The sequence below is a fragment of the Actinacidiphila bryophytorum genome (genome assembly GCF_016916835.1).
In the GTDB taxonomy this organism is placed as follows: Bacteria; Actinomycetota; Actinomycetes; order Streptomycetales; family Streptomycetaceae; genus Actinacidiphila; species Actinacidiphila bryophytorum.
In genome coordinates, this window is record NZ_JAFFIX010000007.1 from 143,104 (window position 1) to 166,990 (window position 23,887).

A 23,887-nucleotide genomic window follows, 5' to 3' on the forward strand; every position below is an offset into this window, starting at 1 on the left:
GGTCAAGGCCGACGGCGGAATCCACAGGACCTGTTGCGTGCGATGACGGCGGAAGTCAGGACCTTTCCCTGCCGCGCAGCCGCGGGGTGAAGGTCGCGTGGAAGATGGTCGAGGCGGCGCCGACGGCCGCCGCCTCCGCGCTGAGCACCGAGGGCTCCACCTCGACCCTGCGCAGCCGGCGGGCCAGCGGGAAGTCGTTGACGACCCGGCCGATCTCCTCCAGGTAGAAGGGCGCCGCGTCGTCGGTGAAGAAGGGGCCGCCCAGCACGATCAGGTCGATGTCCAGCAGGTCGACCAGGCCCAGCGCGCCCTGCCCGATCGCCCCCGCGACCTCGCGCAGCGCGCCGGCCGCCGCCGGGTCGCCGGCCGCCGCGGCCCGGCCCACCGCCCGGTAGGCGGCCGTGCTGCCGCCGGCGGCGGCGCCCGCCGCCAGGCCCCTGCGGGCCGCGAAGTCGGGTACGGACACCGGCGGATTGCATTCGGGCAGCACCTCGGGCCTGCCGTCCGCGCCGACCCGGCCGAGCGCGATCGCGCACAGCTGGCCGAACTCGCCCGCGTTGGCGCTCACCCCGCGGTAGAGGTCGCCGTTGAGGTAGAGGCCCGAGCCGACGCCGGTGCCGAGGTAGAGGTAGGCGAAGTCGCGCGCCCTGCGGTCGCGGCCGATCCACCGCTCCCCCGCGGCCGCGGCCAGCGAGTCCTTCTCGATGATCACCGGGCAGGGGAAGTGGTCCTGGAGCAGGTACAGCAGCGGCAGGTCGTTCCAGGCCGACATCAGGGGCGGGTCGAGCACCGTGCCGGAGGCGATGTCGACAGGTCCCGGCACCGCGACGCCGATCCCGAGGAACCCGTCCTCGCGGACCGCGCCGCGCGCCTTCTCCAGCGCCTCGCGGCCCAGCGCGACCACCTGGGCGACGAATTCGCCCGGGTCGGTGTCGGCGCTGACCGGCCGGGTGCAGGTGCACACGATCGCGCCGTCCAGGTCGATGACGACCGCGGTCAGCACCTCGGGGTCGATGTGCAGCCCGAGCGCGTGCGCCGCGGTGCCGCACAGCCGGACCGGGGTGCGCGGCTTGCCGGACGTCGCCCGGCGCTGGGCGTCCTCGACCAGGATGCCGCGGTCCAGCAGCGACCTGGCGATACGCGACACCGACTGCTGGGTGAGACCGGTGCGGTGGGCGATCTCGCCCCGGGTGATGGTGCCGGACAGCCGCACCGACTCGATGACGACGCACTCGTTGAAGGAGCCCAGGTCGATCTGGTTGACCCCGCTCGACGAGGGCGGGTGCGGTGCCGCGCCCGCGGTGCCCCCCTCCGGCACCGCGCCGCGCGGCGACCGCTGATGACCCGCCACGCTCTCCCGCAGCCAGCCGACCGGCCCTTCCGCCTGCTGGAGTGCGGCGATCAGGTCCAGGTAGACGCGGCGGGAGGACTCGGGGTGGCTGGTGCTGTCCAGCGCGACCATCGCCCGCAGGAAGCCGCGCCAGGACGACTTGGCCGGCAGCAGGTGCACGCTGGGTCCGCCGCCGGTGCCGGCGTCGCTGCCGTAGGAGTCGTCCCCGTCGTCCCACAGGGTGATCGCGTGCAGCGCGATGTCCGGGTGGTGCTCGGCGGCCCCGGCCAGGAAGCCGTCGAGCCCGCCGGCGCCCGTGGGTCGGGCCGTCCCGGACGCAAGGGCGTCCCGCCGGGCGGGTGTCCGCGCCGGGTGCGGTACGCCGGACCCGCCGGTGGGCGGCCGCCCGGCCGGTCCGCCCGCGGGGAGCGCCGCCGGGTGCGGCGGGACGTGCGCTGCCGCCCGCGGGTGCGCGGCCGTCCTGCCCGGCGGGCGCAGCGCGTCGAGGGCGCGGCCGAGGCTGGTCAGGACGTCCTCGCCGATGACGGTCGCGGCCGGTGCCGCGGCGGCCGCGGTGCGCGGCCGGGTGCCGGCCAGCAGGACGGCGCGGCGGGCGTCGGCGTAGAGGCCGAGGACCCACACGTCGGGGCCGGGGAGCGGCGGCACGGTCGGCACGAAGGGCCCGGGTCCCGCGTCCGGGGTGAGCTGCCAGCGGCGGCGGATGGCGGCCACCGTGGCGTGGGACAGGCCGAGTTCGCGGGCGATGGCCCGCCCGGCGCCGCTGCCGCCGGGGGCGAGAAGGGCGCGGGTGACCACCTCGGCCTCGTCCACAGTCGCCGGTCTGCCGGTGCGCGGGCGCTGCCGGAGCCCCGTCAGGCCCGCGCTCTGCCAGCGGTGCCGCCAGGTGCCCACGGTCTGCCGGGATATGCCGAGCCGCCGGGCGATCTCGGCGTCCCGGACCCCTTCGTCGGCGAGCAGCACGACCTGGGCGCGTACGGCCATCGGGCCGCCGCCTGCCGCCCAGCCGCGCAGCACCTCACGGCTGTCGGCGGCCTGCGCGCGCCCCGGGTCCTGCGTGAGGCGGGTGTCAGCCACGGCTCACCCCGCCGCCCGGAACCGCGGCCGGTGTCAGGCGCAGGGTGAGGATCTGGAAGGGGCGCAGCGTCAGGGTGATGCGGCCGGCGTCGTGCGGGTGGGCGGTCAGCGGGGACTCCAGCAGGTCGGTCTCGTGGACGGCGGAGAGGGGGAAGCCGGCCGCCAGGGTGGCGCGGGCGCGGCCGCCGCGGGACTCGTACAGCCTGACGACGACGTCGCCGCCGCGGTCGTCGGCGAGTTTCACCGTCTCGACCAGGACGTCCGGGTGGTCGACGGCAACCAGCGGGGCCGGGGAGGGGGCGGCCGGGCCGGGCCGCAGCGGCAGGCCCAGCGCGTAGCCCTCGGCGACGGCGGCGCCGACGTCCGCGCCGGGCCGCAGGGTGTGCCGGAAGCGCTGGACACCGCGGTCGGCGTGCGGGTCGGGGCTGTGCGGGGCGCGCAGCAGGGTGCTGCGGACCACGGTGGTGGTCCCGCCGTCGGTGCGGGTGTGCCGGGTGACGTCGTAGCCGTAGGTCGCGTCGCAGGCCAGGGCCACGCCGAAGCCGTGCTCTCCGACGTGGATCCAGCGGTGGGCGGCGGCCTCCTGGTGGGCGGCGTCCGCCGCGGTGTTCTCGTGGGTGGGGCGTGCGACATGCCCGAACTGGACCTCGGCGCGGCTGTTCTCGGCGTGCACGTCGAGCGGCCAGGCGGCCTTGAGCACGGTGTCCTGCTCGCGCCAGTCGACCTCGGTGTCGACGGTCAGCGCCCGGCTGCCCGCGCTGAGCGCCAGGTCCTGGACGACGGTTGAGCGGCCGGTGCCGCGGATCACCCGGACCGCGGCGAGCAGCGGGCCGCGGGCACGGACCTCGACGCGCTGGGCGGTGTCCAGGTCGCGGCGGGTGCTGCGGTAGCCGGGGTCCAGGTGCAGGGCGCTCCAGGCGGCGGGCTCGTCGCGGTGCAGCTGCAGCAGGTTGCCCGCCTCGCCGGGGGCCACCGCGTCGCGCCCGGTGGCCAGGTCCACGGCGGCGCGCACCAGGCCCTGCGGGTCGATGTGCACCCGCAGCAGGCCGTTGTCCAGCAGGTGCCCGCCGTCGGCCGCGGGCGTCACGGTGACCGGCGCGGTGTCCTGGAGCGGCAGCCCCGCGGTTCCGCCGCCGAGTGCGGGCGCCTGCGCCATGACGGCGATCCGGCCGTCGGGCAGCGGCTGGCCGTGCGGGTGCGGCAGCCCCGCGCCGGCTTCGGGGGCCGGCAGCACGACGACCTCGCGGCGGTCGCGGGGGCCGGAGTTGAGTACGGTCGCGCCCTCGGGGTCGCCCGCGGCCCTGCGGATCAGCCGCTCCAGCCGGCGCTGCACGTCGCGGTGGGTCAGCTCGGCCTCGCCGTGCACCCAGGCGATCGAGGTGCCGGGCAGGATGTCGTGGCACTGCTGGAGCAGCACCTTCTTCCACAGCCGCTCCAGCTCCTGGTAGGGGTAGGGGATGCCGTGGCGTACCGCCGCGGTCGCCGACCACAGTTCGGCCTCGTGCAGCAGCGCCTCGCTGCGCCGGTTGCCGCGTTTGGTGCGGGCCTGGCTGGTGTAGGAGCCGCCGTGCGGTGTCAGGTCGAACTCGCCGCGCCAGACGGGTGCCGCCTCGTACTCGGCCTCGGCGTCGCGGAAGAAGTGTGCGGGGCTGCGCAGGGCGACCCTCGGGGCGCCTTCGAGGTCGGCGAGGCGGCGGGCGCGTTCCATCATGTCCCGGTCGGGGCCGCCGTCGCTGCGGCCGAAAGGCAGCAGGGAGCGGGTGGCGGCGCCCATCTCGGCGAAGTCGGCGACCGCCGCGGTGAGGTCGCCGCCGGTCAGGGTGCTGCCCTCGGGGCCGCCGGGTGCCAGGTGGGTGAACAGCCGGGTGCCGTCGATGCCCTCCCAGCGGAAGGTGTGGTGCGCGGGTCCCGTGCCGGGGTCGGGGCGCCGGCTGAGGAACCACTTGGCGCCGGACAGCGCGGCGAGCTGCGGGAAGGCCGCGCAGGCCCCGGACGCGTCGGGCAGCCACACCCCGTCGCCGTCCACGCCCAGCTCGTCGCGGAAGAACCGCCGCCCGTAGACGAACTGGCGTACCAGGGCCTCGCCGCCTGGCATCTCCGCGTCGGCCTCGACCCACATGCCGCCGACCGGCGCCCAGTTGCCGTGCGCGACGGCCTTGCGTATCCGCTCGAAGACGTGCGGCTGGTGGTCCTTCATCCAGGCGTAGTGCTGCGCTGCCGAGGCGGCGACGATCAGTTCCGGGTACTCGTCGGCGAGCGCGGCCATGGTGCTGAAGGTGCGGGCGCACTTGCGTACGGTCTCGCGGACCGGCCACAGCCAGGCCGAGTCGATGTGCGCGTGGCCGACGGCGTCGATGCGGTGCGCGGAGTCGTGGGCGCGGCGGGCCAGCAGCGGGGCGAGCACCGTACGGGCGCGGGCCGCGGTCCTGCCGACGGCCCGCGGGTCGACGGCGGCGACGGCCCGCTCCAGTGCCAGGCGTATCTCGTGCCGGCGCGGGGTGTCGGCGGGCAGTGCCCGCATCAGGCCGCCGAGCGTCTCGAAGTCGTGGATGAGCTGCCAGACGGTGTCGTCGCGTACGGCCAGGTCGGCGCGGCGCAGCCGGTAGAGCGGGGTGTCGCCCGCGGTGGCGGGGTCGCCGTAGCGGGTGCCGGCGCCCGTGCCGCCCTCGATACGCGGGTTGGCCGCGGCCTCGACCAGCAGCCGGACGCTCTCGCCGCCGGCGGCGGAGCCGTGCAGCAGGACCGCGCTCAGCTGCGGGTGCAGCCCCTGCAGCGGGATGCCGTGCTCGTCGTGGACCAGGCCTTCCGCCCGGCCGCCAGGACCGTCGGCGCCGTCGGCGGAGCCGAGGTCGATGAGCGCCTCGACGCGGCGGCCGGCCCACCGCTCGGGCACGGTCGCACGGACGTCGAACCAGCTGGTCGCCCAGGGGCGCCCCCATGGCTCGCCCACGGTGAAGGGGGCGTAGTCGGCGCGCAGCGCCACCTCGGCGGGCACCGGTTCGCCCGCGATGTGCCAGGCGCCGACGTCCATGGGGAGCCGCTGCGGATAGAGCGCGGGGCGCAGCCGTTCAGCGAGGAAGGCAGCGGTGCGCTCTTCCCCCGACGTGATCCGGTCATGCATGGCAGCCCTTCCTGTCCAGCCAGTAACCGCCATGTAAAACCATGTGTGTTATCAAGTCAACGATTCCGCAGAACTCGGCTTATCCGCTGGTCGTGACCTGCGAGAACGTATTTGTCAGGCGAATTTACCGCCGCAACGGGCATTATCCGTCCGTTAATTGACATGACAAAAGGAACGCGAAAAGGCGGGGGCGGGAACCACCCCCATGGCCGGTTCCCGCCCCCGCCTGCGCTGCGCGATGTCAGCCGCTGAGCGGCACCGCCGCGGGCCGCTCACAGCTGCTCTGCACCGGCAGCGACCTGCCCTCGTGGGCCGCGTCCAGCAGCGTGAGCATCACGTCGAGCACGTGCTCGGCCAGTTCGGCCGACGCCAGGTGCGGGCGGTCCTCCGCCACCGCGGCGGCCAGGTCGGCGAGCCCGGTGCCGCGGCCGGCGCCGCGGTAGCCCGCCGAGACCGGCAGCGGCTGCCAGGAGCCGCCGCCGAACAGCTCGACCGGCCCCTCGAAGCCGTTCGGGTCGGGCACCCCGAGCGATCCCGCGGTGCCGTGCACCTCGATCCGCGGCAGGTGGGCGGCGTGGATGTCGAAGCTCATGATCAGCGTGGACAGGGCGCCGCCGGCGTGCTGGAGCACCCCGGTCACATGGGTGTCGACCTCGACGGCGAAGCGCTGCCCGGCCCGCGGCCCGCTGCCGATCTCCCGCTCGGCGCGCGGGGTCGCGGCCGCCCCGGTGACCTTGACGACCGGGCCGAGCAGGTGCACCAGCGCGGACAGGTAGTAGGGACCCATGTCGAGCAGCGGCCCGCCGCCAGGCCGGTAGTAGAACTCCGGGTCGGGGTGCCAGGCCTCGTGGCCCGCGGTGGTCATGAAGGCGGTGGCCGCCACCGGGGTGCCGATCAGCCCGTCGTCCACCGCCTTGCGCGCGGTCTGGGTGCCGGTGCCCAGGACCGTGTCGGGCGCGCTGCCGACGCGTACGCCCGCGGTGCGCGCGGCGGCCAGGATGGCGGCGGCCTCCGCACGGGTGGTGCCGAGCGGCTTCTCGCCGTAGACGTGCTTGCCCGCGGCGATCGCGGCCAGCGCGACCTCGGCGTGCACGGCGGGAATGGTCAGGTTGAGCACCGCGTCCACGTCGTCCCTGGCGACCAGCTCCGCGACGCTGCCCGCGACGTCGGCACCCGACCCTTCCGCGGCCTCCTTGGCGCGGTCCGGGTCCAGGTCGGTCACCGCGGTCAGCCGAAGGCCTTCCAGCCGTGCGACGGTGTCCAGGTACTGGCCGCTGATCTTGCCCGCGCCCACCATGCCGACCCTCAGCGGCTCGCCCACAGCAGCCCCCTCTCGGTGACGGCCCGCACCTCGGGCACGTCGAAGTCGTCGGCCTTGTGGCCTATCGCGGAGACGAAGACCCGCCCCGCCCCGTGTGTCCTGGTCCAGATCTGCGGCATCACCACGTCCTGCGCCCGGTCGCCGCCGGCCGGGAAGACCGAGGTGGCCAGCACCTCGTTCGCCGGGTCGGTGGCCACCCAGTAGTGCTCGGTGTGCACCGCGAAGTCCGCGAGGCCCGCGGTGACCGGGTGCTGCGACGGCGCCAGGTTGACGGTGTAGTCCACGAAGCCCGGCGGGTGCATCAGGAACTGGCCGCCGGTCAGGCGCAGGTAGTCGATGTCGCCGCGGAAGGAGTCGACGATCCCGCCGTGCCAGCCGGCGAAGCCGGTGCCGGCGCGGACCGCGTCGGCCAGGCCGCGGCTCTGCTCTGCGGTGATCGCGCCCATGGTCCAGCACTGCACGATCAGGTCGGTCGCGGCCAGCAGCTCCGCGTCGGTGTAGACGTCGAGATCCGGCGAGGTCTCGACGGTGAAGCCCTGGTCCTTGAGGAAGGGCAGGAAGAGGTCGGTGATCTCCACCGGCGCATGCCCCTCCCAGCCGCCGCGGACGACGAGGGCCTTGCGTGTCGGGTCGGTCACGGGCGTTGCACGCTCCCATCGGTGTTGCGCAGCAGAGCCCACCGGTCGTGGGCCAGCGGTTCCGGCACGGGGTATCTGCCCGCGGCGGCCTCGTCGAAGTCGACGCCGTGGCCGGGGGCCTGGTTGGGCCGCAGCCCGCCGTCCCTGGCGACGACGGTCCCGGGGAAGACCTCGTGCACGGCCGGCTTGAAGACCGCGGCCTCCTGCACCCCGAAGGCGTGGCTGGAGACGTCCATCGCCAGTGTCGCAGCCTGCGCGACCGGGCTGACGTCCGCGGGTCCGTGCGGCGCCAGGCGCACGCCCTGCAGCTCGCACAGCGCCGCGACCTTCCGCGCCGGGGTCAGCCCGCCCAGGGTGGGCACCCTGATGCGGGCGAAGTCGATGTCGGGGCGGGCCAGCAGGGCGGCGAACTGCGCCGGGTCGTGGAAGAGTTCGCCGACCGCGAGCGGTACGGGCGAGGCGTCGTGCAGCCGCCGGAAGTGGCCGGCGTCCTCGGGCGCGAGCAGGTCCTCGACGAAGTACAGCCCGGCGTCCTCGATCCGCCGCAGGAAGTCCCTGGCCTGCCGGGGGTCGAGGCGCTCGTGGACGTCGTGCAGCAGCTCGACGTCGCCGCCGACCAGTTCGCGTACCCGGGTGAGGACCGCGGGCACGTGCCGCAGGTAGCCGGCGCTGTCCCAGGGCGCGCGCCGGGTGCGTACCGCCTCGGGGTCGGCGGTGCCGCCGCCCGCGGCGCCGTAGGTGTCGGCGCCGGGGACCGCGGCCTGGATGCGGACGTGCCGGTAGCCGCGTTCGCAAGCGGCCAGCACCTTGTCGGCGATCTCCGCGGCGTCGCGCCCGTCGACGTGGGTGTAGGCCTCGGCGAAGGCGCGGACCCGGCCGCCGAACAGCGAGTGCAGCGGCACCCCGAGGCGTTTGGCCTTGAGGTCCCACAAGGCGACGTCGACACCGCCGAGTGCGTTGCCGGTGATCGAACCGCCGCGCCAGTAGGCGCTGTTGAGCAGCAGCCGGTGGATGTCCTCGATGTCGTCGGGGTCCCGTCCCGCCAGCAGCGGGGCGACGTAGTCGTCGAGGACCGAGCGGACGGCGAGCGTACGCTGGGGGTCGCTCGCGCAGCCGAGGCCGTAGAGTCCCGGGTCGTTGGTCTCGACGCGGACGATGAGGTGGGGACAGCCGTGCGGGGCTGTCAGGAACGTGCGGACGGCCGTGATGCGGAGGGTGGCACCACGCTCCTCGACCCAGGGTGCGGGCGCGAGCGGCGCGAGGCCGGCATCAGGCAAAGCCATGCGTGACTCCCACGTACAGATAGCAGAATAACGTACCGACTCCTGAACGTAAGGAGGCCGGTCCGAGTTTGTCAACGCACATGACAAACCGGGACCGGCCGGGGAACGGGGCGTCAGGTCAGTGCTGTCCGAGGCGTTTGAGCAGGGTGCTCAGGCTGTGGGCGGCCTCGGTGACGGCCTGTGCGACCTCTTCGAGCCGGGCGTCGTCCATCCGGCTCTTGGGCGCCGAGCAGCTGATCGCGTCCATGCCCTGCCCACCGCCGAGCGCGACCGCCACGCAGCGGATGTCGACGGAGTTCTCGCCGTCGTCCACCGCCCAGCCGCGCAGCCGGGTCTCGGCCAGCTGGGCGAGGAAGGCGTCGGGGTCTGTGACGGTGCTCGGGGTCAGCCGCTCCAGCGGCCAGTCCAGCCGGCGCTGCACCTCGGCGTGGTCGAACTGCGACAGCACCGCCTTGCCCAGCCCCGTGGCGTGCGCCGGGAGTCTGCGGCCCACCGCCGAGTACATCCGCAGCGCATGCCGTGACTCGCGTTTTGCCAGGTAGACCACGTGTGTACCGTCCAGCCTGCCCAGGTGGACCGCCTCGCCCGTCTCCTCCGCGAGCGCGTCGAGGACCGGTCCGGCCAGGCTCGTGACGTCGTCGCCCTCCAGGTAGGCGGTACCCGTCAGCAGGGCCTTGAGCCCGATGCCGTAGCGGGTGCCCGAGGGGTCGAGATCGACCCATTTGCGGGCCTCCATGGTCCGCAGGATCGCATGCAGGCTGCTCTTGGGCACGGACATGGCCGCGGCCATCTCCGCGAGCGAGAGCCGGGCGCCCTGCACGCCCAGCAGTTCGAGCACCTCCAGGACACGAGCCGCGGACTTCACCTCTTCGGGCTTGCGCCCACGTGCCGCTTCTACCACCGATTCCACCGATCCTCCGGTCCCCGCGCCTCGCCCACACGGCCGCGCTGAGCCCATCTCACCTCAACCCGTGTCTTGACGCTATACCAAACACGACCCTAAGTTCAGTCACTCCAACGTCATTCGGTCTTCTGAACGGCCGAAGCCTAGGTAGGGGCCCATGCGCACACCATTCGCACGTTTTACCCCGAAAACCAGATTTGCCGCCGTGACCGTGGCGACCGTCCTGTCGCTGACCCCGCTGGCCGCCTGCGGAGGCGGCTCCTCGGGGTCGGGCGACGCCAAGTCGCTGACGATGTGGACCTTCAAGCAGTCCCACGTGGCAGCGCTGAAGAACGCCGCGGCCCAGTTCAAGAAGCAGACCGGCATCACCGTCACCGTGCAGGCCTACGGACCCGACGACGCCTACACCACCAAGGTGCAGGCCGCGGCCAAGACCCACGACCTGCCCGACGTGCTCGAAGTCCACGCCGACGGCGAGGACTTCGCGCTGGGCGCCACCGGCATCGCGCGCGACATATCCAAGGAGGTCGGCGCCGACTGGAGCGGCCTGTACCAGAAGGGCGTCCAGACCTCGGGCACCGTGACCCCCGCGCACTACAAGGAGTCCATCCCCTCCGACTCCAAGACCCACGGCGTCAAGGAGGGCCAGCGCTTCAGCGTGCCCCTGACCTCGGGAACCTTCGGCATCGTCATGGGCAACAAGAAGATGCTGGCCGCCGCCGGCATCACCGCTCCCCCCGCCAGCTACGAGGAGTTCCTCGCCGACCTCAAGGCGACCACCGCCAAGGACCCCGGGAACGGCGGGGTCAGCCTCGGCCTCAAGGTCAAGGCCACCGGTCTGACCTGGGGCCTGCAGCCGCTGGCCTTCGGTGAGCTGGGCAAGGAGAAGTACCAGGCGCTGTGGGGCCAGGACGCCTCCGCCGACTTCGCCTCACCCGACGGGCAGAAGGTGCTCGGCCTGTACGCGCAGATGCAGCCGTACTGGATGCCGGGCACCCAGACCCTCGACATCGACGCGGCCGACCAGGCCTTCGCCCAGGGCAAGTCCGCCTGGGACATCGGCGGCACCTTCACGCTGGCCTTCCTCCAGCAGAACGGCATGAATCCCGAGGACGTCATGGCCTTCGGCTTCCCCGGCCCCCAGGCCGGCGCGGTGCCCAAGCCCGCCCTCGCCCCGCTGGCGCTCACCGGCCTGTCGGTCTCGGCGACCAGCAGCCACCCGGAGAACGCCGAGAAGTGGATGAAGTTCCTGGCGCAGCCCGCCGTCGCCTCGCAGTTCGCCAAGGACGCCACCGAGGTGCCCTCCACCGAACTCGGCGCCGACGCCGCCTCCGTGATGGGCGCGACCCTCGCCGACATGACCAAGGCCTTCGAGGGCGCCCCGGAGAACACCTACGACCCGAACGTCAACGACTTCCGGCCGCCGGGATACGACCAGGACTCGATGGCGGAGATCCTCGCCGACCTCACCCCGCTGAAGCAGAAGAGCCCCGAGGCCACCGGCAAGGCCATGGCCAAGCTGAACAACAACTTCTGGGCGACGGCGAACAAGTGACGACCGCACCCCGTCCCGCGCTCACGGAGACGGCCGCGGCCGGCCGGGGAGCACCTCCCCGGCCGGCAGGTGCGGCCGGCCCCGGCGGCGGCCGGCGCGTGCTGCGCCGCCGCACCTACGAGGCAGTCTCCGGTTACCTCTTCGTCGCCCCGGCCGTGGTCCTCTTCGCGGTCATGGGCCTGTACACCGTCGGCTACGGCTTCCTGCTGAGCTTCGCCCGGTGGAACGGCTTCGCGCCGCACTGGGACTGGGTGGGCCTGCAGAACTACAAGGACCTGCTCTGGCAGAACCCGGCCTACGCCCCGCGGCTGCACCACGCGGCGATCCACACGCTGTACGTGATGGTCGCCGTCCCGCTGCTGACCGTGCTGGTGTCCTTCCCGCTCGCGGTGCTGCTCAACTCGGCCAAGCGGATGCAGGGCGTGCTGCGCTCGGTCTACTTCGTGCCGTACGTGACCAGCGGCATCGCGGTCTTCTTCGCCTGGCAGTACATCCTGCAGCCGGACGGCGCGGTCAACAGCGTGCTCAGCACCCTCGGGATGGGCTCGCTCGCCCAGCCGCAGGGCTGGCTCGGCAATCCGGACACCGCGCTGCCCACCATGATCGTGGTCACCGTGTGGGGCGCCGTGCCGGTCGCGATGCTGCTGTACCTGACGGGCCTGCAGGGCATCGACCGCAGCGTGCTGGAAGCCTCACAGCTGGACGGCGCCGGCTGGTGGCGCACCAACGTCTCGGTGGTGTGGCCGCTGGTACGGCCGATCACCTCGATCGTGGTGCTGCTGAACCTGCGCGACTCGCTGCAGGGCTTCCAGACCTTCCTGGTGATGACCAACGGCGGCCCCGGCGACCACACCAACGTGCTCGGCCTTGAGGCCTACCGGCTGGCCTTCCTCAAGGACCTCGCGCCGACCCTCGGGCTCGCCAGTGCGCTCGGCTGGATCCTCTTCGCCGCCGCGCTGGTCATCGCGCTGGTCAACCTGCGAGTCATGCGGAGCAAGACATGACAACGATTCCCCTCGCCTCCCGGCCGGGCCGCGCCCCCGGCGCCGGCGGAGCGGCCCGCGCCCGCAGGATCAGCGCCCGGGTGCTGGTCGGCGCGCTGCTCGCGCTGTACGGCGTGATCAGCGTCTACCCCTTCCTGTGGATGGTCTCGGCGGCCTTCAAGAACCAGGTCGAAGTGGTCCGCGGCGGCCATCTGATCCCGCACCACCCGACCGTCCACACGCTCGTGGACACCTGGAACCAGCTGCACTTCTTCCGCTACTTCATGAACAGCCTGGAGGTCACCGCGCTGACCGTGGTATTGACCCTGGCGGTCTACGCGGCCGCCGGGTACGCCTTCGCGGTGCTGGACTTCCCCGGCCGCGGTGCGCTGCAGAAGCTGTTCGTGGCGCTGCTGTTCGTGCCCGGTGTCACGGTGATGCTGCCGATCGTGCTGCTGGAGAACAAGATGGGTATCCTCGGCACCCACATGGGCCTGGTGCTGCCCTTCGTCAACGGCGGAGCGCCCCTGTCGGTGCTGCTGATGACCGGCGCCTTCGCCACCGTGCCCAAGGAGCTGCGGGAGTCCGCACGGGTCGACGGGGCGAACGAGTTCCACATCTTCACCCGCATCTACCTGCCGCTGACCCGCCCCGCGCTGATCACGGTGGCGCTGATCACCGCGATCCCCACCTGGAACGAGTACCTGCTGACCCGGGTCTCGCTCAACGACGAGAGCACGTACACGCTGCCGCTGGGCCTGCAGACGCTCGCCGCGCAGAACGTGCCGCACTACAACAACCTGATGGCCGGTGCGCTCATCGTGGTGGTGCCGGTGATCCTGCTCTTCCTGAGCCTGCAGCGCTACTTCGTCAACGGCCTGGTCGGGGCGGTGAAGGGCTGATGCGCATCCTGGTGACGGGGGCCGCAGGCCACATCGGCGGCCATGTCACGGACGAACTGCTGGCTGCCGGGCACGAACTGGTGCTGACCGACCTGCTGCCGCTGGACGAACCGCGGGCGGCCCGCGTCCACACCGGCGACCTCCAGGACCCCGACCTGGTGCGCATGGCGGTGGACGGCGTCGAGGCGGTGGTGCACCTGGGAGCGATACCGCACCCCAACGTGCCCGACCCCAGCGCCATGTTCGCCGCCAACTGCCACACCGCGCACCGGGTCTTCCAGGAGGCGGGCGCGGCCGGGGTGCGCCGGGTGGTGGCCGCCTCCAGCATGGCGGCGGCCGGCCTCGCGTGGTCCCCCGTGCCGGTCTCACCGGCGTACGTACCACTGGACGAGGCGCACCCCAGCCTGGTCCGCGACCCCTACGGGCTGTCCAAGACGGTGCTCGAAGAGGTCGCCGCCGCCGCCCACCGGCGCTTCGGGCTCGACGCGGTGTGCATGCGCTTCCCCTTCACCGGCACCGGCGAGCGCCTCGACCACTTCCTGGCCGCCTGCGCCGCCGACCCCGCCGGCCAGCGGCACGACCTGTGGGGCTGGCTGCACACGCTGGATGCCGCGCGTGCGGTGCGGCTGGCCGTCGAGGGCGACATACGCGGCTGCCACGTCGTCAACGTCACCGCGGCCGACACCACCTCGGCCGTACCGTCCGCGGAACTGATGGCCGCCCACCATCCCGGCGTGCCCGTACCGCCGTCGGTCACCGGGCACGGCAGCCTTTTCGACACGACCGCCTGTACCGATCTGCTGGGGTTCGTCCCCCGGCGCACCTGGCGCACCGCCTAGCACCGGCGAACCGACCCGGCAGACCATCCAGCAGAAAGAGCACACCTGTGCATGACGACCGGCACATCGTCGAAGAGCGGATCACCAAGTTCCTGGCGCAGGCGGTCAGACCCGCACTCCACGGGGACCCCGTGCCGTGCGGACTGGCCGTCTGGCACGTCCCCGGCGAACCCGTACCGGTGGCCGACGCCCTGGCCGCCGACTACGAACCCATGGCCGTCGGCGACACCTGGGGCGGCCCCTGGTCGACCAGCTGGCTCAAGGTCACCGGCCGCATCCCGCACGAGTGGGCGGGCAAGCGGGTCGAGGCCGTCTTCGACCTGGGCTTCGACCTGTCCATGGGTCCCGGCGGCCAGGCCGAGGGCTTCGTGCACGACGCCGACGGGTCGCCGCTGCAGGGGCTGCACCCGCACCACCGCAGCGTGCTGCTGGCGGAACCCGCCGCCGGCGGCGAGCCGGTGGACCTGCTGGTGGAGCTGGCGGCCAACCCGATGATCGAGGGCGCCAAGTCCGTCGGCACCCGTTTCGGCTCCAAGGAGACCGCGGGCACCGCCCACCTCTACCGGCTCAAGGAGGCGCACCTGGCGGTCCGCGAGGACGCGGTGTGGCACCTGATGCACGACATGGAGGTGCTCGACGAGCTGATGCGGCAGCTGCCGGTGGGCGGTTCGCGACGGCACGAGATCCTGCGGGCGCTGGCCCACGCGATCGACGCGGTCGACGTCACCGACGTCCCCGGAACCGCGCAGGCCGCCCGCGACCGGCTCGCCGACGTCCTGTCCCGGCCCGCGTACGCCTCGGCGCACACCGTCACCGCGGTCGGCCACGCGCACATCGACTCCGCCTGGCTGTGGCCGATCCGGGAGACCGTGCGCAAGTGCGCCCGCACCTTCACCAACATGACGACGCTGGCGCAGGAGTACCCGGAGCTGGTCTTCGCGTGCTCCTCCGCGCAGCAGTACGCCTGGATGAAGGAGCGGCGCCCGGAGATCTTCGAGCGCATCAAGAAGGCGGTGACCGACGGCACCTGGGCGCCGGTCGGCGGCATGTGGGTGGAGGCCGACGGCAACCTGCCCGGCGGCGAGGCGCTGGCCAGGCAGCTGGTCTTCGGCCGGCGCTTCTTCACCGAGGAGTTCGGCATCGCGCAGGAGGGGGTGTGGCTGCCGGACTCCTTCGGCTACACCGCCGCCTACCCGCAACTGGCGAAGCTGGCGGGGGCGAGCTGGTTCCTCACCCAGAAGCTGTCGTGGAACGAGACCAACCGGCTGCCGCACCACACCTTCGAGTGGGAGGGCATCGACGGCACCCGGATCTTCACCCACTTCCCGCCGGTCGACACCTACAACGCGAGCTTGACCGGCGCGGAACTGGCGCACGCCGAGAGCAACTTCGCCGACAAGGGCGCGGCCACCCGCTCGCTGGCCCCGTTCGGCTTCGGCGACGGCGGCGGCGGCCCCACCCGGGAGATGCTGGAGAAGGCCCGCAGGCTGCGCAACCTGGAGGGCTCCACCCGGGTCGAGGTCGCGGGCCCCGCGGACTTCTTCGCCGCCGCCCGCGCCGAGTACGACCACCTGCCGGTGTGGCGCGGCGAGCTGTACCTGGAGAACCACCGCGGCACCTACACCAGCCAGGCCCGCACCAAACGCGGCAACCGGCGGGCCGAGGCGCTGCTGCGCGAGGCCGAGCTGTGGTCGGTGGCCGCGGCGGTGCGCTGCGGTGCGCCCTACCCGTACGAGCGCCTGGAGTCGATCTGGCAGCGGGTGCTGCTGCACCAGTTCCACGACATCCTGCCCGGCTCCTCGATCGCCTGGGTGCACCAGGAGGCCGAGGCGGTGCACGCCCAGCTGCAGGCCGAGCTGGCCGAGGTGATCGGTACGGCGCTGGCCGGCGGCGAGGGCCTGGCCTTCTTCAACGCGGGACCCTACGCCCGGCGCGAGGTTGTCGTACTGCCGCAGGACACACCGGCCGAAGGCGGCCAGCTGCTGTCCGACGGGCGGCGGGCCGTCCTGGTGGAGGCCCCGCCGCTGGGCACCGGCGCCGCCGTGGCCGGCACCGCGTCCCCGGTCGCCGCGAGCGCCGAGGACGGCACGACCGTGCTGGACAACGGGGTGCTGCGGGTACGGATCGACGCCGCGGGGCTGGTGCGCTCGGTGTACGACCTGCGGGCACGCCGCGAGGCCGTCGCGCCCGGGGGCGCGGGCAACCTGCTGCAGCTGCACCCCGACGACCCGAACCTGTGGAGCGCCTGGAACATCGACGGCTACTACCGCGACACCGTCAGGAACCTCGACGAGGCGGTGTCGGTCGAACTGGCCGAGTCCGGGCCGCTGCTGGCCTCGGTGCGGGTGGAGCGCGCCTTCGGCGCCTCGCACCTGGTGCAGCACCTGGAGCTGACCGCGGGCAGCGACCGGCTCACCGTCAGGACCGACATCGACTGGCAGGAGCGCGACACCCTGCTCAAGGCCGCGTGGCCGGTCAACGTGCACGCCGACACCGAGAGCGCGGAGATCCAGTTCGGGCACGTGCGCCGCCCCACCCACGAGAACACCAGCTGGGACGCGGCCCGTTTCGAGCTGTGGGCGCACCGCTGGGTGCACATCGGCGAGCACGGCTGGGGCGCCGCGGTCGTCAACGACTCCACCTACGGCCACGACGTGTCCCGGCAGACCCGCGAGGACGGCGGCACCACGACCACCCTGCGGCTCTCGCTGCTGCGCTCCCCGCACAGCCCCGACCCGCAGGCCGACCGGGGACGGCACAGCTTCAGCTACGCCCTGGTCGTCGGCGCCGGCATCGAGGACGCCATCGCGGCCGGTTACGCGCTCAACCTGCCGCTGCGCCCCGCCACCGCGTCCCCCGCAGGCGGCGCCGCACTGGTCACCGTCGACAACCCGGACATCACCGTGGAGACCGTCAAGCTCGCCGACGACCGCTCGGGCGACGTCGTGGTGCGGCTCTACGAGTCGCGCGGCGGCACCGCCCGCGGCGCCCTGCGCGCCGACTTCGCGGTGGCCGGCGCCGAGGTCACCGACCTGCTGGAGAACCCGGTGGAGCGGCTCGACCCGGAGCCGGGCGGCGGACTGCCGCTGGAGCTGCGGCCCTTCCAGATCCTCACGCTCCGGCTGCGCAGGCCCTGACCCCGCGCGGCCGGAACCGCGCCGCACCCGCCGCACCCGCGGCGGGGGCGGCGCGGCCCGCACGCCTGCCGCCGTCCGGCGGGCGCCGCTTCCGCACGACCGCTGACCCGCACGTCCCATCGTGACCACCGGAGGTTGTCCGTGCCACCCAGACGCATACGACTCGGGGCGCTGCTGCGTGCGCCCGCACTGCTGCTGCTCGCCGCCGTGGCGCTGCTGCTGCCGGCGTCGCTGCCCGCGGCGGCAGCCGCGCCCTCGCTCTACCCGCTGGGCGTCGGCGCCGACCTCGGCCCGCAGCCCTTCACGCTCGGCCTGACCGCGACCGCGGGCGACGACGCCGGCGGCCTGCGCACCGGTACGCAGGCCGGCACGCCGTACTGGCGTACCGACGTCGCGGCCGGCACCGGCTACCTCGCCTTCGACCTCGACAGCGACTACACCGGCTCGGTGACGGCCGGTCAGCTGACCGTCGCCGTCACCTACCAGGACACCGGCAGCGGCACCCTGCGGCTGACCCGCGGCGGCGGCGAGCTGCTGGGCAGCGCGGACCTCGGCGACTCGGGCACCTTCACCACCCGGGCGTTCGTCGTCCCCGCGGACTTCTCCGCCGGGCGGCAGCTGCGGATCTCCGCCGTCCGGGGCGACGCGCCGGCCGACGTGACCGTCGCCGCGATCCGGGTGGCCGCCGGCCTGTCGGTGGACCTCGGCACCGCCGTCGCCACCCACGGGGTCACCCCCAGAGCCGGCGACAACGACACCCACCTGGTGACCGGCGTCCAGGACGGGCGCGGCTACTGGGGCACCGACCAGAGCCACCCGGGCGCCGAGACCGGCTTCTTCTACATGAACGCCGACGACGGCACCTACTACGACAACCGCGACCCGGTGGCCGTCAGCATCGACTACCTCGACAAGGGCAGCGGCTCGATCCAGCTCGAGTACGACTCCCCCGGCGACACCATCCCGCAGATGTTCAAGAAGTCGCCGCTGTTCACCTACGGCGACTCGGGGACCTGGAAGACCCACACCTTCCTGCTGGACGACGCGATCCTCACCAACCGATCCAACGGCTCCGACTTCCGCATCACCACCGGTGGCGGCGCGGCGGAACTCAAGGTCGCCCGGGTCTCGGTGACCGCGCTGCCGGCCGTGCTCGACCCGACGACCGGCCTGAAGCAGCTGGTCGCGCAGGCCGACACCGCCTATGCCGCGGCCCGCGAGGGCACCCGTGACGGGCAGTTCCCCGCGGGCGCCAAGGACACCCTCAAGCAGGCGGCCGACGCGGCCCGTTCCGTTGCCGCAGGCACCGGGGTGACCGACGAGCAGGCGCGTACCGCCTTCCACACGCTGTCCGCCGCGCTCGACGCCTTCCGCGCCTCCGCGGTCAACACCGACCTGGCCCACCTGGGCACCGCCACCGCCTCGTCCTCCGCCGCGGGCTCCACTCCGGGCGCGGCGATCGACGGCGACGGCGGCACCGCCTGGGTCAGCGGGGACGCGGGGCAGGGCGAGACCTTCACCGCGGACCTCGGCGGCGCCCGGCGCATCTCGCAGGTCAAGGCGGTCTGGGGCGGCGCCTTCGCCCCCGACTACACTGTCCGGGTCTCCAGCGACGGCACACACTTCACCGACGCGGGCCGCACCGGCGCCACCGGCTCGGGCGACGTCTTCGCCACCGCCTTCCCCACGACGACGGCACGTTACGTCCAGCTCGCGGTCCACGGCTACGCGGCAGGCGTGACCAGGGTCGAGCTGGCGGACCTGAGGGTCTACGACAGGCCCGCGGCCACCGGGCACCCGCGGCTGGTGGACACCCGCTACCCGGCGGCGAGCCCGGTCGTCGCGGACTTCGACGTGCGCGACCACGGCGCCGACCCCACCGGGCGCAAGGACGCGACCGCCGCCGTTCAGGCCTCGCTCTACGACTGCCAGGACGCGGGCGGCGGCACCGTGTGGATGGGCGCCGGCACCTACCGGATCACCGGCACCGTGGAGGTCCCGGCCTTCTGCTCGCTGCGCGGCGACCGCCGCGACCCCGACCGCGGCAAGGGCGACTACGGCACGGTGATCCGCGCCGACCTGCCGCCCGGCGCGGACGGCCCGGTGCTCTTCCGGGTCGGCGGCAGCGCCTCGGTGCAGGGCCTGACCACCTACTACCCGCACCAGAGCGCCACCGACCCGGTGCCGTACAACTACACCTTCGAGATCCCCGGTTCCGCCTGGCACAGCGACGAGAACTTCATGATGAGCACCGTGGAGCACGTCACGATGCTCAACTCCTACAAAGGCGTGGGCGTCTCCACGATGCCCGACGAGCGGGGCCGTCCCGCGGTGCAGGGCCAGGTCCACGAGTCGGCGACGCTCGCCGACATCAAGGGCACCGTGCTGTCCGAAGGCGCCGTCGCCTACAACGGCTCCGACGTCGGCACCTGGGACGACATCACCTTCTCCAACGCCTACTGGGCGGCCGCCCCTGCCGCCTACCGGCCGCCGCAGCGCGCCGCGCTCGACGCCTGGACCCGGGCCAACGGCACCGGGCTCGTGCTCGGTGACCTGGAGTGGGACCAGTTCTCCCGGATCGCCCTGTCCGACTACCGCACCGGCATCCACGTGGTGAAGGGCCAGCGGGCCACCTTCACCGGCTCCTTCGCGCAGGTCCGGGTGCTGCGCACCGACGTCGCCCTGCAACTGGACGACCTCGACTCCCGCTGGGGCATGACGCTCGCCGGCAGCACCCTGCAGGGCAGCACCGCCTCGGTCCGCAACACCACCGCGGGCTATGTGAAGGCCACCGCCAGCACCCTGGCCGGCCCGACCAGCGGCACCGTCATCACCATGCCGGGCACTGCACCGGCCTTCCGCGCCCCCGCGGCCGACCCCCGGCCGAAGCGGAACGTGCTGTACGTGGCGAGCAGCGTGCCGCACGGCGTCGGCTACCAGCCGGCCGCCGACGCGACCGCGGCGATCCAGCAGGTGCTGGACCGGGCGGGCGCCCAGGGCGGCGGCCTGGTCTACCTGCCGGCCGGGTGGTACCGCCTGGACGGCCACCTGCGCGTCCCGGCGGGGGTGGAGCTGCGCGGCGCCGCCGCCTCGCCGAACCGCGACGAGAGCCAGAACAGCGGCGGCACCGTACTGATGGCCCACGCCGGACGCGACAGCTCCGACACGGCGACGGCCACCGCCGCCGTCACCCTGGACGGCACCGGCGCCGGGGTGCGCGGGCTGCGGGTCTTCCACCCGGAGAACAACCCGGCCACCGGCTACGTCCCCTACCCCTACGACATCAGGGGCGCGGGGCGCGGCACTTACGTCGTCGACGTCGGCCTGACCAACGCCTGGAACGGCGTCGACATGTCCTCGCCGCGCGACGACGGCTTCGTGGTGCACAAGCTGACCGGCGTCTTCCTCAACCGCGGTGTCAACGTCGGCGCGGCCGACGGCGGCAGCATCGACGGCGTCCTCAGCAACGGCAACGGCGTGGCCCGCGTCGGCTACGGCGTCCCCAACTGGGGCCTGGGCAGCAACCTCTTCCCCCAGACCATCGACGGCGTCACCCGCAAGAACACCGACCTGGTGCACGTCGACGGGGCCCGCGGTCTGACCGTCCTGGACGTCTTCGGCTACGGCATGCACAACGGCCTGGTCGTCGACTCCGGTGACGTCCACGCCTACAACCTGGGCACCGACAACCTCGGCGACGGCGGCTACACCGTCAAGGCGGAAGCGGGCGCCCAGGTCAGCGCGGTCAACGTGATGCGCTACAACGGCACGACGTCGACCGGCCCCGCGAAGCTCTACGGCATCATGGTGATCAACATGGTGCAGCAGTCCGTGACGGCGAGCGCCGAGCCGGCGACCGGCGGCACGGTCCGCATCACCGGAAACGCGACCGAGCCCGGCCGCTACGAGAAGGGCGACACGGTCACCGCGACCGCCGTGCCCGCACCCGGCTTCCGGCTGACCGGCTGGACACTGGACGGCGCGGACCTCGGGAGCACCGCGCAGACGGTCGGCGTCCCGGTGACGGCGGACCGCACGGTCGTCGCCGAGTTCGGCCCCGCCTCGGCGGGCTGACGGGCCGTGGGACCGGGCGGCCGCACCTCGCCGCCCGGTCCCGCGTCAGCCCTGCACGACCGGGAGCACGTCCGGCGACAGCGCCCCGGCGCCCGCGGTCGCACTGGTCATCCGGCGCCGGTGGTGGCGGCGGCACAGCACCTCGTAGCCGACCTCGGCCGACTTGCCGTCGACGTCGCCGACGACGACCTGCGCGCCCTCCACGACCATCACCCCGCCGACCGTACGGGCGTTGTGGGTGGCCCGCACACCGCACCAGCACAGCGCCTCGACCTGCAGCGCCTCGATGCGGTCGGCCAGTTCGATCAGCCGCTGCGAACCCGGGAAGAGCCGGGTGCGGAAGTCGGTGGTGATGCCGAAGGCGTAGACGTCCAGGTCGAGTTCGTCCACCGCTCGGGCCAGCTGGTCGATCTGGTCGGGCGCCAGGAACTGCGCCTCGTCCACCACCGCGTAGTCCACCCGGCCGCCGCGGCTTATCAGCCCGACCAGATGCGCGTACAGGTCCATGCCGTCGACGACCTCGACCGCGTCGGTGACCAGGCCGAGCCGCGACGACAGCTTGCCCTCGCCCGCCCGGTCGTCCTTGGTGAAGATCACCGCCTGCAGTCCGCGGGAGGTGCGGTTGTGGACGATCTGCAGGGCGAGCGTGCTTTTACCGCAGTCCATCGTTCCTGAGAAGAAGACCAGCTCGGGCATGGGCGGGACGGCGGCCTTTCGATCGGAGACGGGGGGCGTACGAGGTCAGGAGCGTACTTCGAGCAGCGGCACGAGCTGCTCGACGGGGGTCATGGAACCGTGCAGACCGGTCATCCTGGACTCCCCCGGCTCGGTCCTGGACGCGGTGATCGCGACGTCGTCGCACGCGGCGGCGACCACGTCGCCGATCCTGGCCAGCACCCGCGGTTCCGGGTGGGGGCCGAACCAGCCGGCCTGCACCGCCTCGTCCCTGGTCGCCACCCACATGCGGTCCCCCAGCACCTCGCTCCAGACCGCGTACACGTCGGCCGCGGCGCCCGGCACCGCGTAGACATGCCGGGCCCGGCCCTCGCCGCCGAGCACCGCGACCCCGGCGCGCAGCTCCCAGTCCTCGTCGAAGTCGATCCGCGAGTCCTCGTCGAAGGGGATGTCGATCATGCCGTGGTCGGCGGTCACATAGAGCACCGCCCGCGGCGGCAGCTGCTCGGCCAACCGCTGCGCCAGCCGGTCCACCATCATCAGCTGGCCGCGCCACGCGTCGGAGTCCACGCCGTGCCGGTGGCCCATCGCGTCCAGCTCGCTGTAGTACGTGTAGACCAGCGTCCGGTCCGCAGCGGCCAGCCGGTCCGCGGCCAGGTCCATGCGCTCCTCGCCGGTCAGCCGCCCGTGGAAGTCCCCGCCGGACAGCGCGACCTTCGTCAGCGGGGTGTGCTGGAAGGTCGGCGACGACACCTGGCAGGTCGCGATCCCGGCCGCGTCGGCCAGCTGGAAGACCGTCGGATACGGCTGCCAGGCCGACGGCTGCGTCCAGGGCTGCCAGCGCAGCTGGTTCATCAGCTCGCCGGTGTCCGGGTTCAGCGTGGTGTAGCCGGCCAGGCCGTGCGCCCCCGGCGGCAGCCCGGTGCCGACCGAGGCCAGCGAGGTCGCGGTGGTCGCGGGGAAGCCGGCGGTCAGCGGCCGGCCGCTGCCCCCCAGCGACGAGCCCAGCAGCGAGCACAGGTACGGCGCCTCCTGCGGGTGCCGCCCGATCAGCTCCCAGCCCAGCCCGTCCACCAGGAAGACGCACACCCGGTCGGCCGGCGCCAGGGTGAGCCCGGTCGCGGGCATCCCCGGAACACCGAAGCCCGCCACCGCGGCGGGGATCACGTCGCACAGCGCGGCACTCCCGTAGCCGGGCACGGGAGCCTTGCGCGGGTCGAGCGGCACAGGATCTGCGGGGAACGGACGGCCCATCAGTCGACGGCCGCGGTCGCCTCGGAGAGCGCCTGAGCGAAGGCCAGCGTCTGCCGTACGGTGTCGGGCCCGTCACCCGCCTCGCTCACCCGCAGCGACAGGTCGTCGGCGGTCGACGAGCCGGTGTAGCCGTGGTCGGCCTCGCAGTTCGGGTCCCCGCACGCGGCCGGCTCCAGGTCCAGCCGCGACACCGCGCCCCAGCCGATCGTCAGCACGACCTCGCGCGGCAGGGTGCCCGGCGTGTACGACTCGGGGTTCGCCACCACCCGGCTGACCACGACCGACGAGATCCGGCCGATCTTGACCGACTCCGTCGAGGTCGTCGCGTACGGCGTCGGCGACGTGTCGTCCGCGGCCTGCTCGTCGGTGTGGCTCACGATGAAGCGGCCCTCGGTGAGCACCAGCACGGTGACGTGCCGCCGCACCTCGTTCGCGTCGAACGTCGTCTCCTGGTGCACCAGATACGACGCGACCGGCTCCTGCCCGACCGCCGCCTCCACGGCCTCCGACACGAGCGTCGGATAATAGCCACTGCGCTCGATCGCCGTCCGCAGCCCCTGCGACGTGGTCCCGGTCTTCGCCATGCGCCCATCCTAGTCGCCACCGCCCCCCTCCCCCTCTACGCCAGAAGCCAACCACCTGGGGCAGGTCCACCGCACGGGGCAACCACCAGGGGCGCGGGGAACTGCGCGCCCAGCCGAGACGGCGGGTCAGGCGAAGAGCCCACCGCAGGAGGCACGCACCCAGGGGCGCGGGGCTGCACCTGATCTGCGGCT

15 protein-coding genes are annotated in these 23,887 nt (G+C 73.3%); 6 read left to right on the forward strand and 9 right to left on the reverse strand.

From position 1 onward, the window contains the following. Nucleotides 1-55 precede the first annotated feature (55 nt). The 6 genes from JT723_RS13100 to JT723_RS13125 form a co-directional block, all read right to left on the reverse strand. Nucleotides 56-2,425: an ROK family protein gene (locus JT723_RS13100; protein ID WP_251513555.1), complete on the reverse strand. Its 2,370-nt coding sequence runs from the start codon at nucleotides 2,423-2,425 to the stop codon at nucleotides 56-58. After that, a complete protein-coding gene (locus JT723_RS13105; protein ID WP_205044738.1) occupies nucleotides 2,418-5,546 on the reverse strand; it encodes an alpha-mannosidase in 3,129 nt (1,042 codons plus the stop codon). Before JT723_RS13105 ends, JT723_RS13100 begins: the two co-directional genes overlap by 8 nt. 241 nt (nucleotides 5,547-5,787) lie before the next feature. Beyond that, the gene (locus JT723_RS13110; protein ID WP_205044739.1) at nucleotides 5,788-6,867 is read right to left on the reverse strand and encodes a Gfo/Idh/MocA family protein; all 1,080 of its coding nucleotides are present in this window, start codon (nucleotides 6,865-6,867) and stop codon (nucleotides 5,788-5,790) included. Further along, entirely contained in the window at nucleotides 6,852-7,505 is a 654-nt protein-coding gene (locus JT723_RS13115; protein WP_205044740.1) for a ThuA domain-containing protein, read from the reverse strand. Before JT723_RS13115 ends, JT723_RS13110 begins: the two co-directional genes overlap by 16 nt. Beyond that, nucleotides 7,502-8,788, reverse strand: coding sequence for an enolase C-terminal domain-like protein (locus tag JT723_RS13120; RefSeq protein ID WP_205044741.1), 1,287 nt, complete (start codon nucleotides 8,786-8,788; stop codon nucleotides 7,502-7,504). The genes JT723_RS13115 and JT723_RS13120 overlap by 4 nt, the downstream gene beginning before the upstream one ends. Nucleotides 8,789-8,906: 118 nt before the next feature. After that, nucleotides 8,907-9,698, reverse strand: coding sequence for an IclR family transcriptional regulator (locus tag JT723_RS13125; RefSeq protein ID WP_205044742.1), 792 nt, complete (start codon nucleotides 9,696-9,698; stop codon nucleotides 8,907-8,909). Between the two features lie 199 nt (nucleotides 9,699-9,897). Here JT723_RS13125 and JT723_RS13130 point away from each other — a divergent pair, with 199 nt between their 5' ends. From JT723_RS13130 to JT723_RS13155, 6 genes are all read left to right on the forward strand, one after another. Then, nucleotides 9,898-11,247: an ABC transporter substrate-binding protein gene (locus JT723_RS13130; RefSeq protein ID WP_205044743.1), complete on the forward strand. Its 1,350-nt coding sequence runs from the start codon at nucleotides 9,898-9,900 to the stop codon at nucleotides 11,245-11,247. Further along, nucleotides 11,244-12,251 (forward strand): carbohydrate ABC transporter permease, encoded by a 1,008-nt coding sequence (locus JT723_RS13135; protein ID WP_251513558.1) that lies wholly within the window; start codon nucleotides 11,244-11,246, stop codon nucleotides 12,249-12,251. Before JT723_RS13130 ends, JT723_RS13135 begins: the two co-directional genes overlap by 4 nt. Next, nucleotides 12,248-13,132: a carbohydrate ABC transporter permease gene (locus JT723_RS13140; protein WP_205044744.1), complete on the forward strand. Its 885-nt coding sequence runs from the start codon at nucleotides 12,248-12,250 to the stop codon at nucleotides 13,130-13,132. The genes JT723_RS13135 and JT723_RS13140 overlap by 4 nt, the downstream gene beginning before the upstream one ends. Further along, the gene (locus tag JT723_RS13145) at nucleotides 13,132-13,971 is read left to right on the forward strand and encodes an NAD-dependent epimerase/dehydratase family protein (protein WP_205044745.1); all 840 of its coding nucleotides are present in this window, start codon (nucleotides 13,132-13,134) and stop codon (nucleotides 13,969-13,971) included. The genes JT723_RS13140 and JT723_RS13145 overlap by 1 nt, the downstream gene beginning before the upstream one ends. 47 nt (nucleotides 13,972-14,018) lie before the next feature. After that, nucleotides 14,019-17,108, forward strand: coding sequence for an alpha-mannosidase (locus JT723_RS13150; RefSeq protein WP_205044746.1), 3,090 nt, complete (start codon nucleotides 14,019-14,021; stop codon nucleotides 17,106-17,108). A 141-nt stretch (nucleotides 17,109-17,249) separates the two neighbouring features. Further along, on the forward strand, nucleotides 17,250-21,182 hold the full coding sequence (locus JT723_RS13155; protein ID WP_205044747.1) for a discoidin domain-containing protein: 3,933 nt from the start codon (nucleotides 17,250-17,252) through the stop codon (nucleotides 21,180-21,182). A gap of 45 nt (nucleotides 21,183-21,227) precedes the next feature. Here the strand turns inward: JT723_RS13155 and JT723_RS13160 are convergent, their stop codons facing one another. Genes JT723_RS13160 through JT723_RS13170 form a run of 3 tightly spaced genes read right to left on the reverse strand, consistent with a single transcriptional unit; the run spans nucleotide 21,228 to nucleotide 23,695 of the window. Continuing rightward, a complete protein-coding gene (locus JT723_RS13160) occupies nucleotides 21,228-21,878 on the reverse strand; it encodes a thymidine kinase (protein ID WP_205044748.1) in 651 nt (216 codons plus the stop codon). A gap of 45 nt (nucleotides 21,879-21,923) precedes the next feature. Next, nucleotides 21,924-23,111 (reverse strand): alkaline phosphatase family protein, encoded by a 1,188-nt coding sequence (locus JT723_RS13165; RefSeq protein ID WP_205044749.1) that lies wholly within the window; start codon nucleotides 23,109-23,111, stop codon nucleotides 21,924-21,926. After that, nucleotides 23,111-23,695 carry a DUF5998 family protein gene (locus tag JT723_RS13170; protein WP_205044750.1) on the reverse strand — a complete coding sequence of 195 codons (585 nt, stop codon included), beginning with the start codon at nucleotides 23,693-23,695 and terminating at the stop codon, nucleotides 23,111-23,113. The genes JT723_RS13165 and JT723_RS13170 overlap by 1 nt, the downstream gene beginning before the upstream one ends. Between the last annotated feature and the right edge of the window lie 192 nt (nucleotides 23,696-23,887).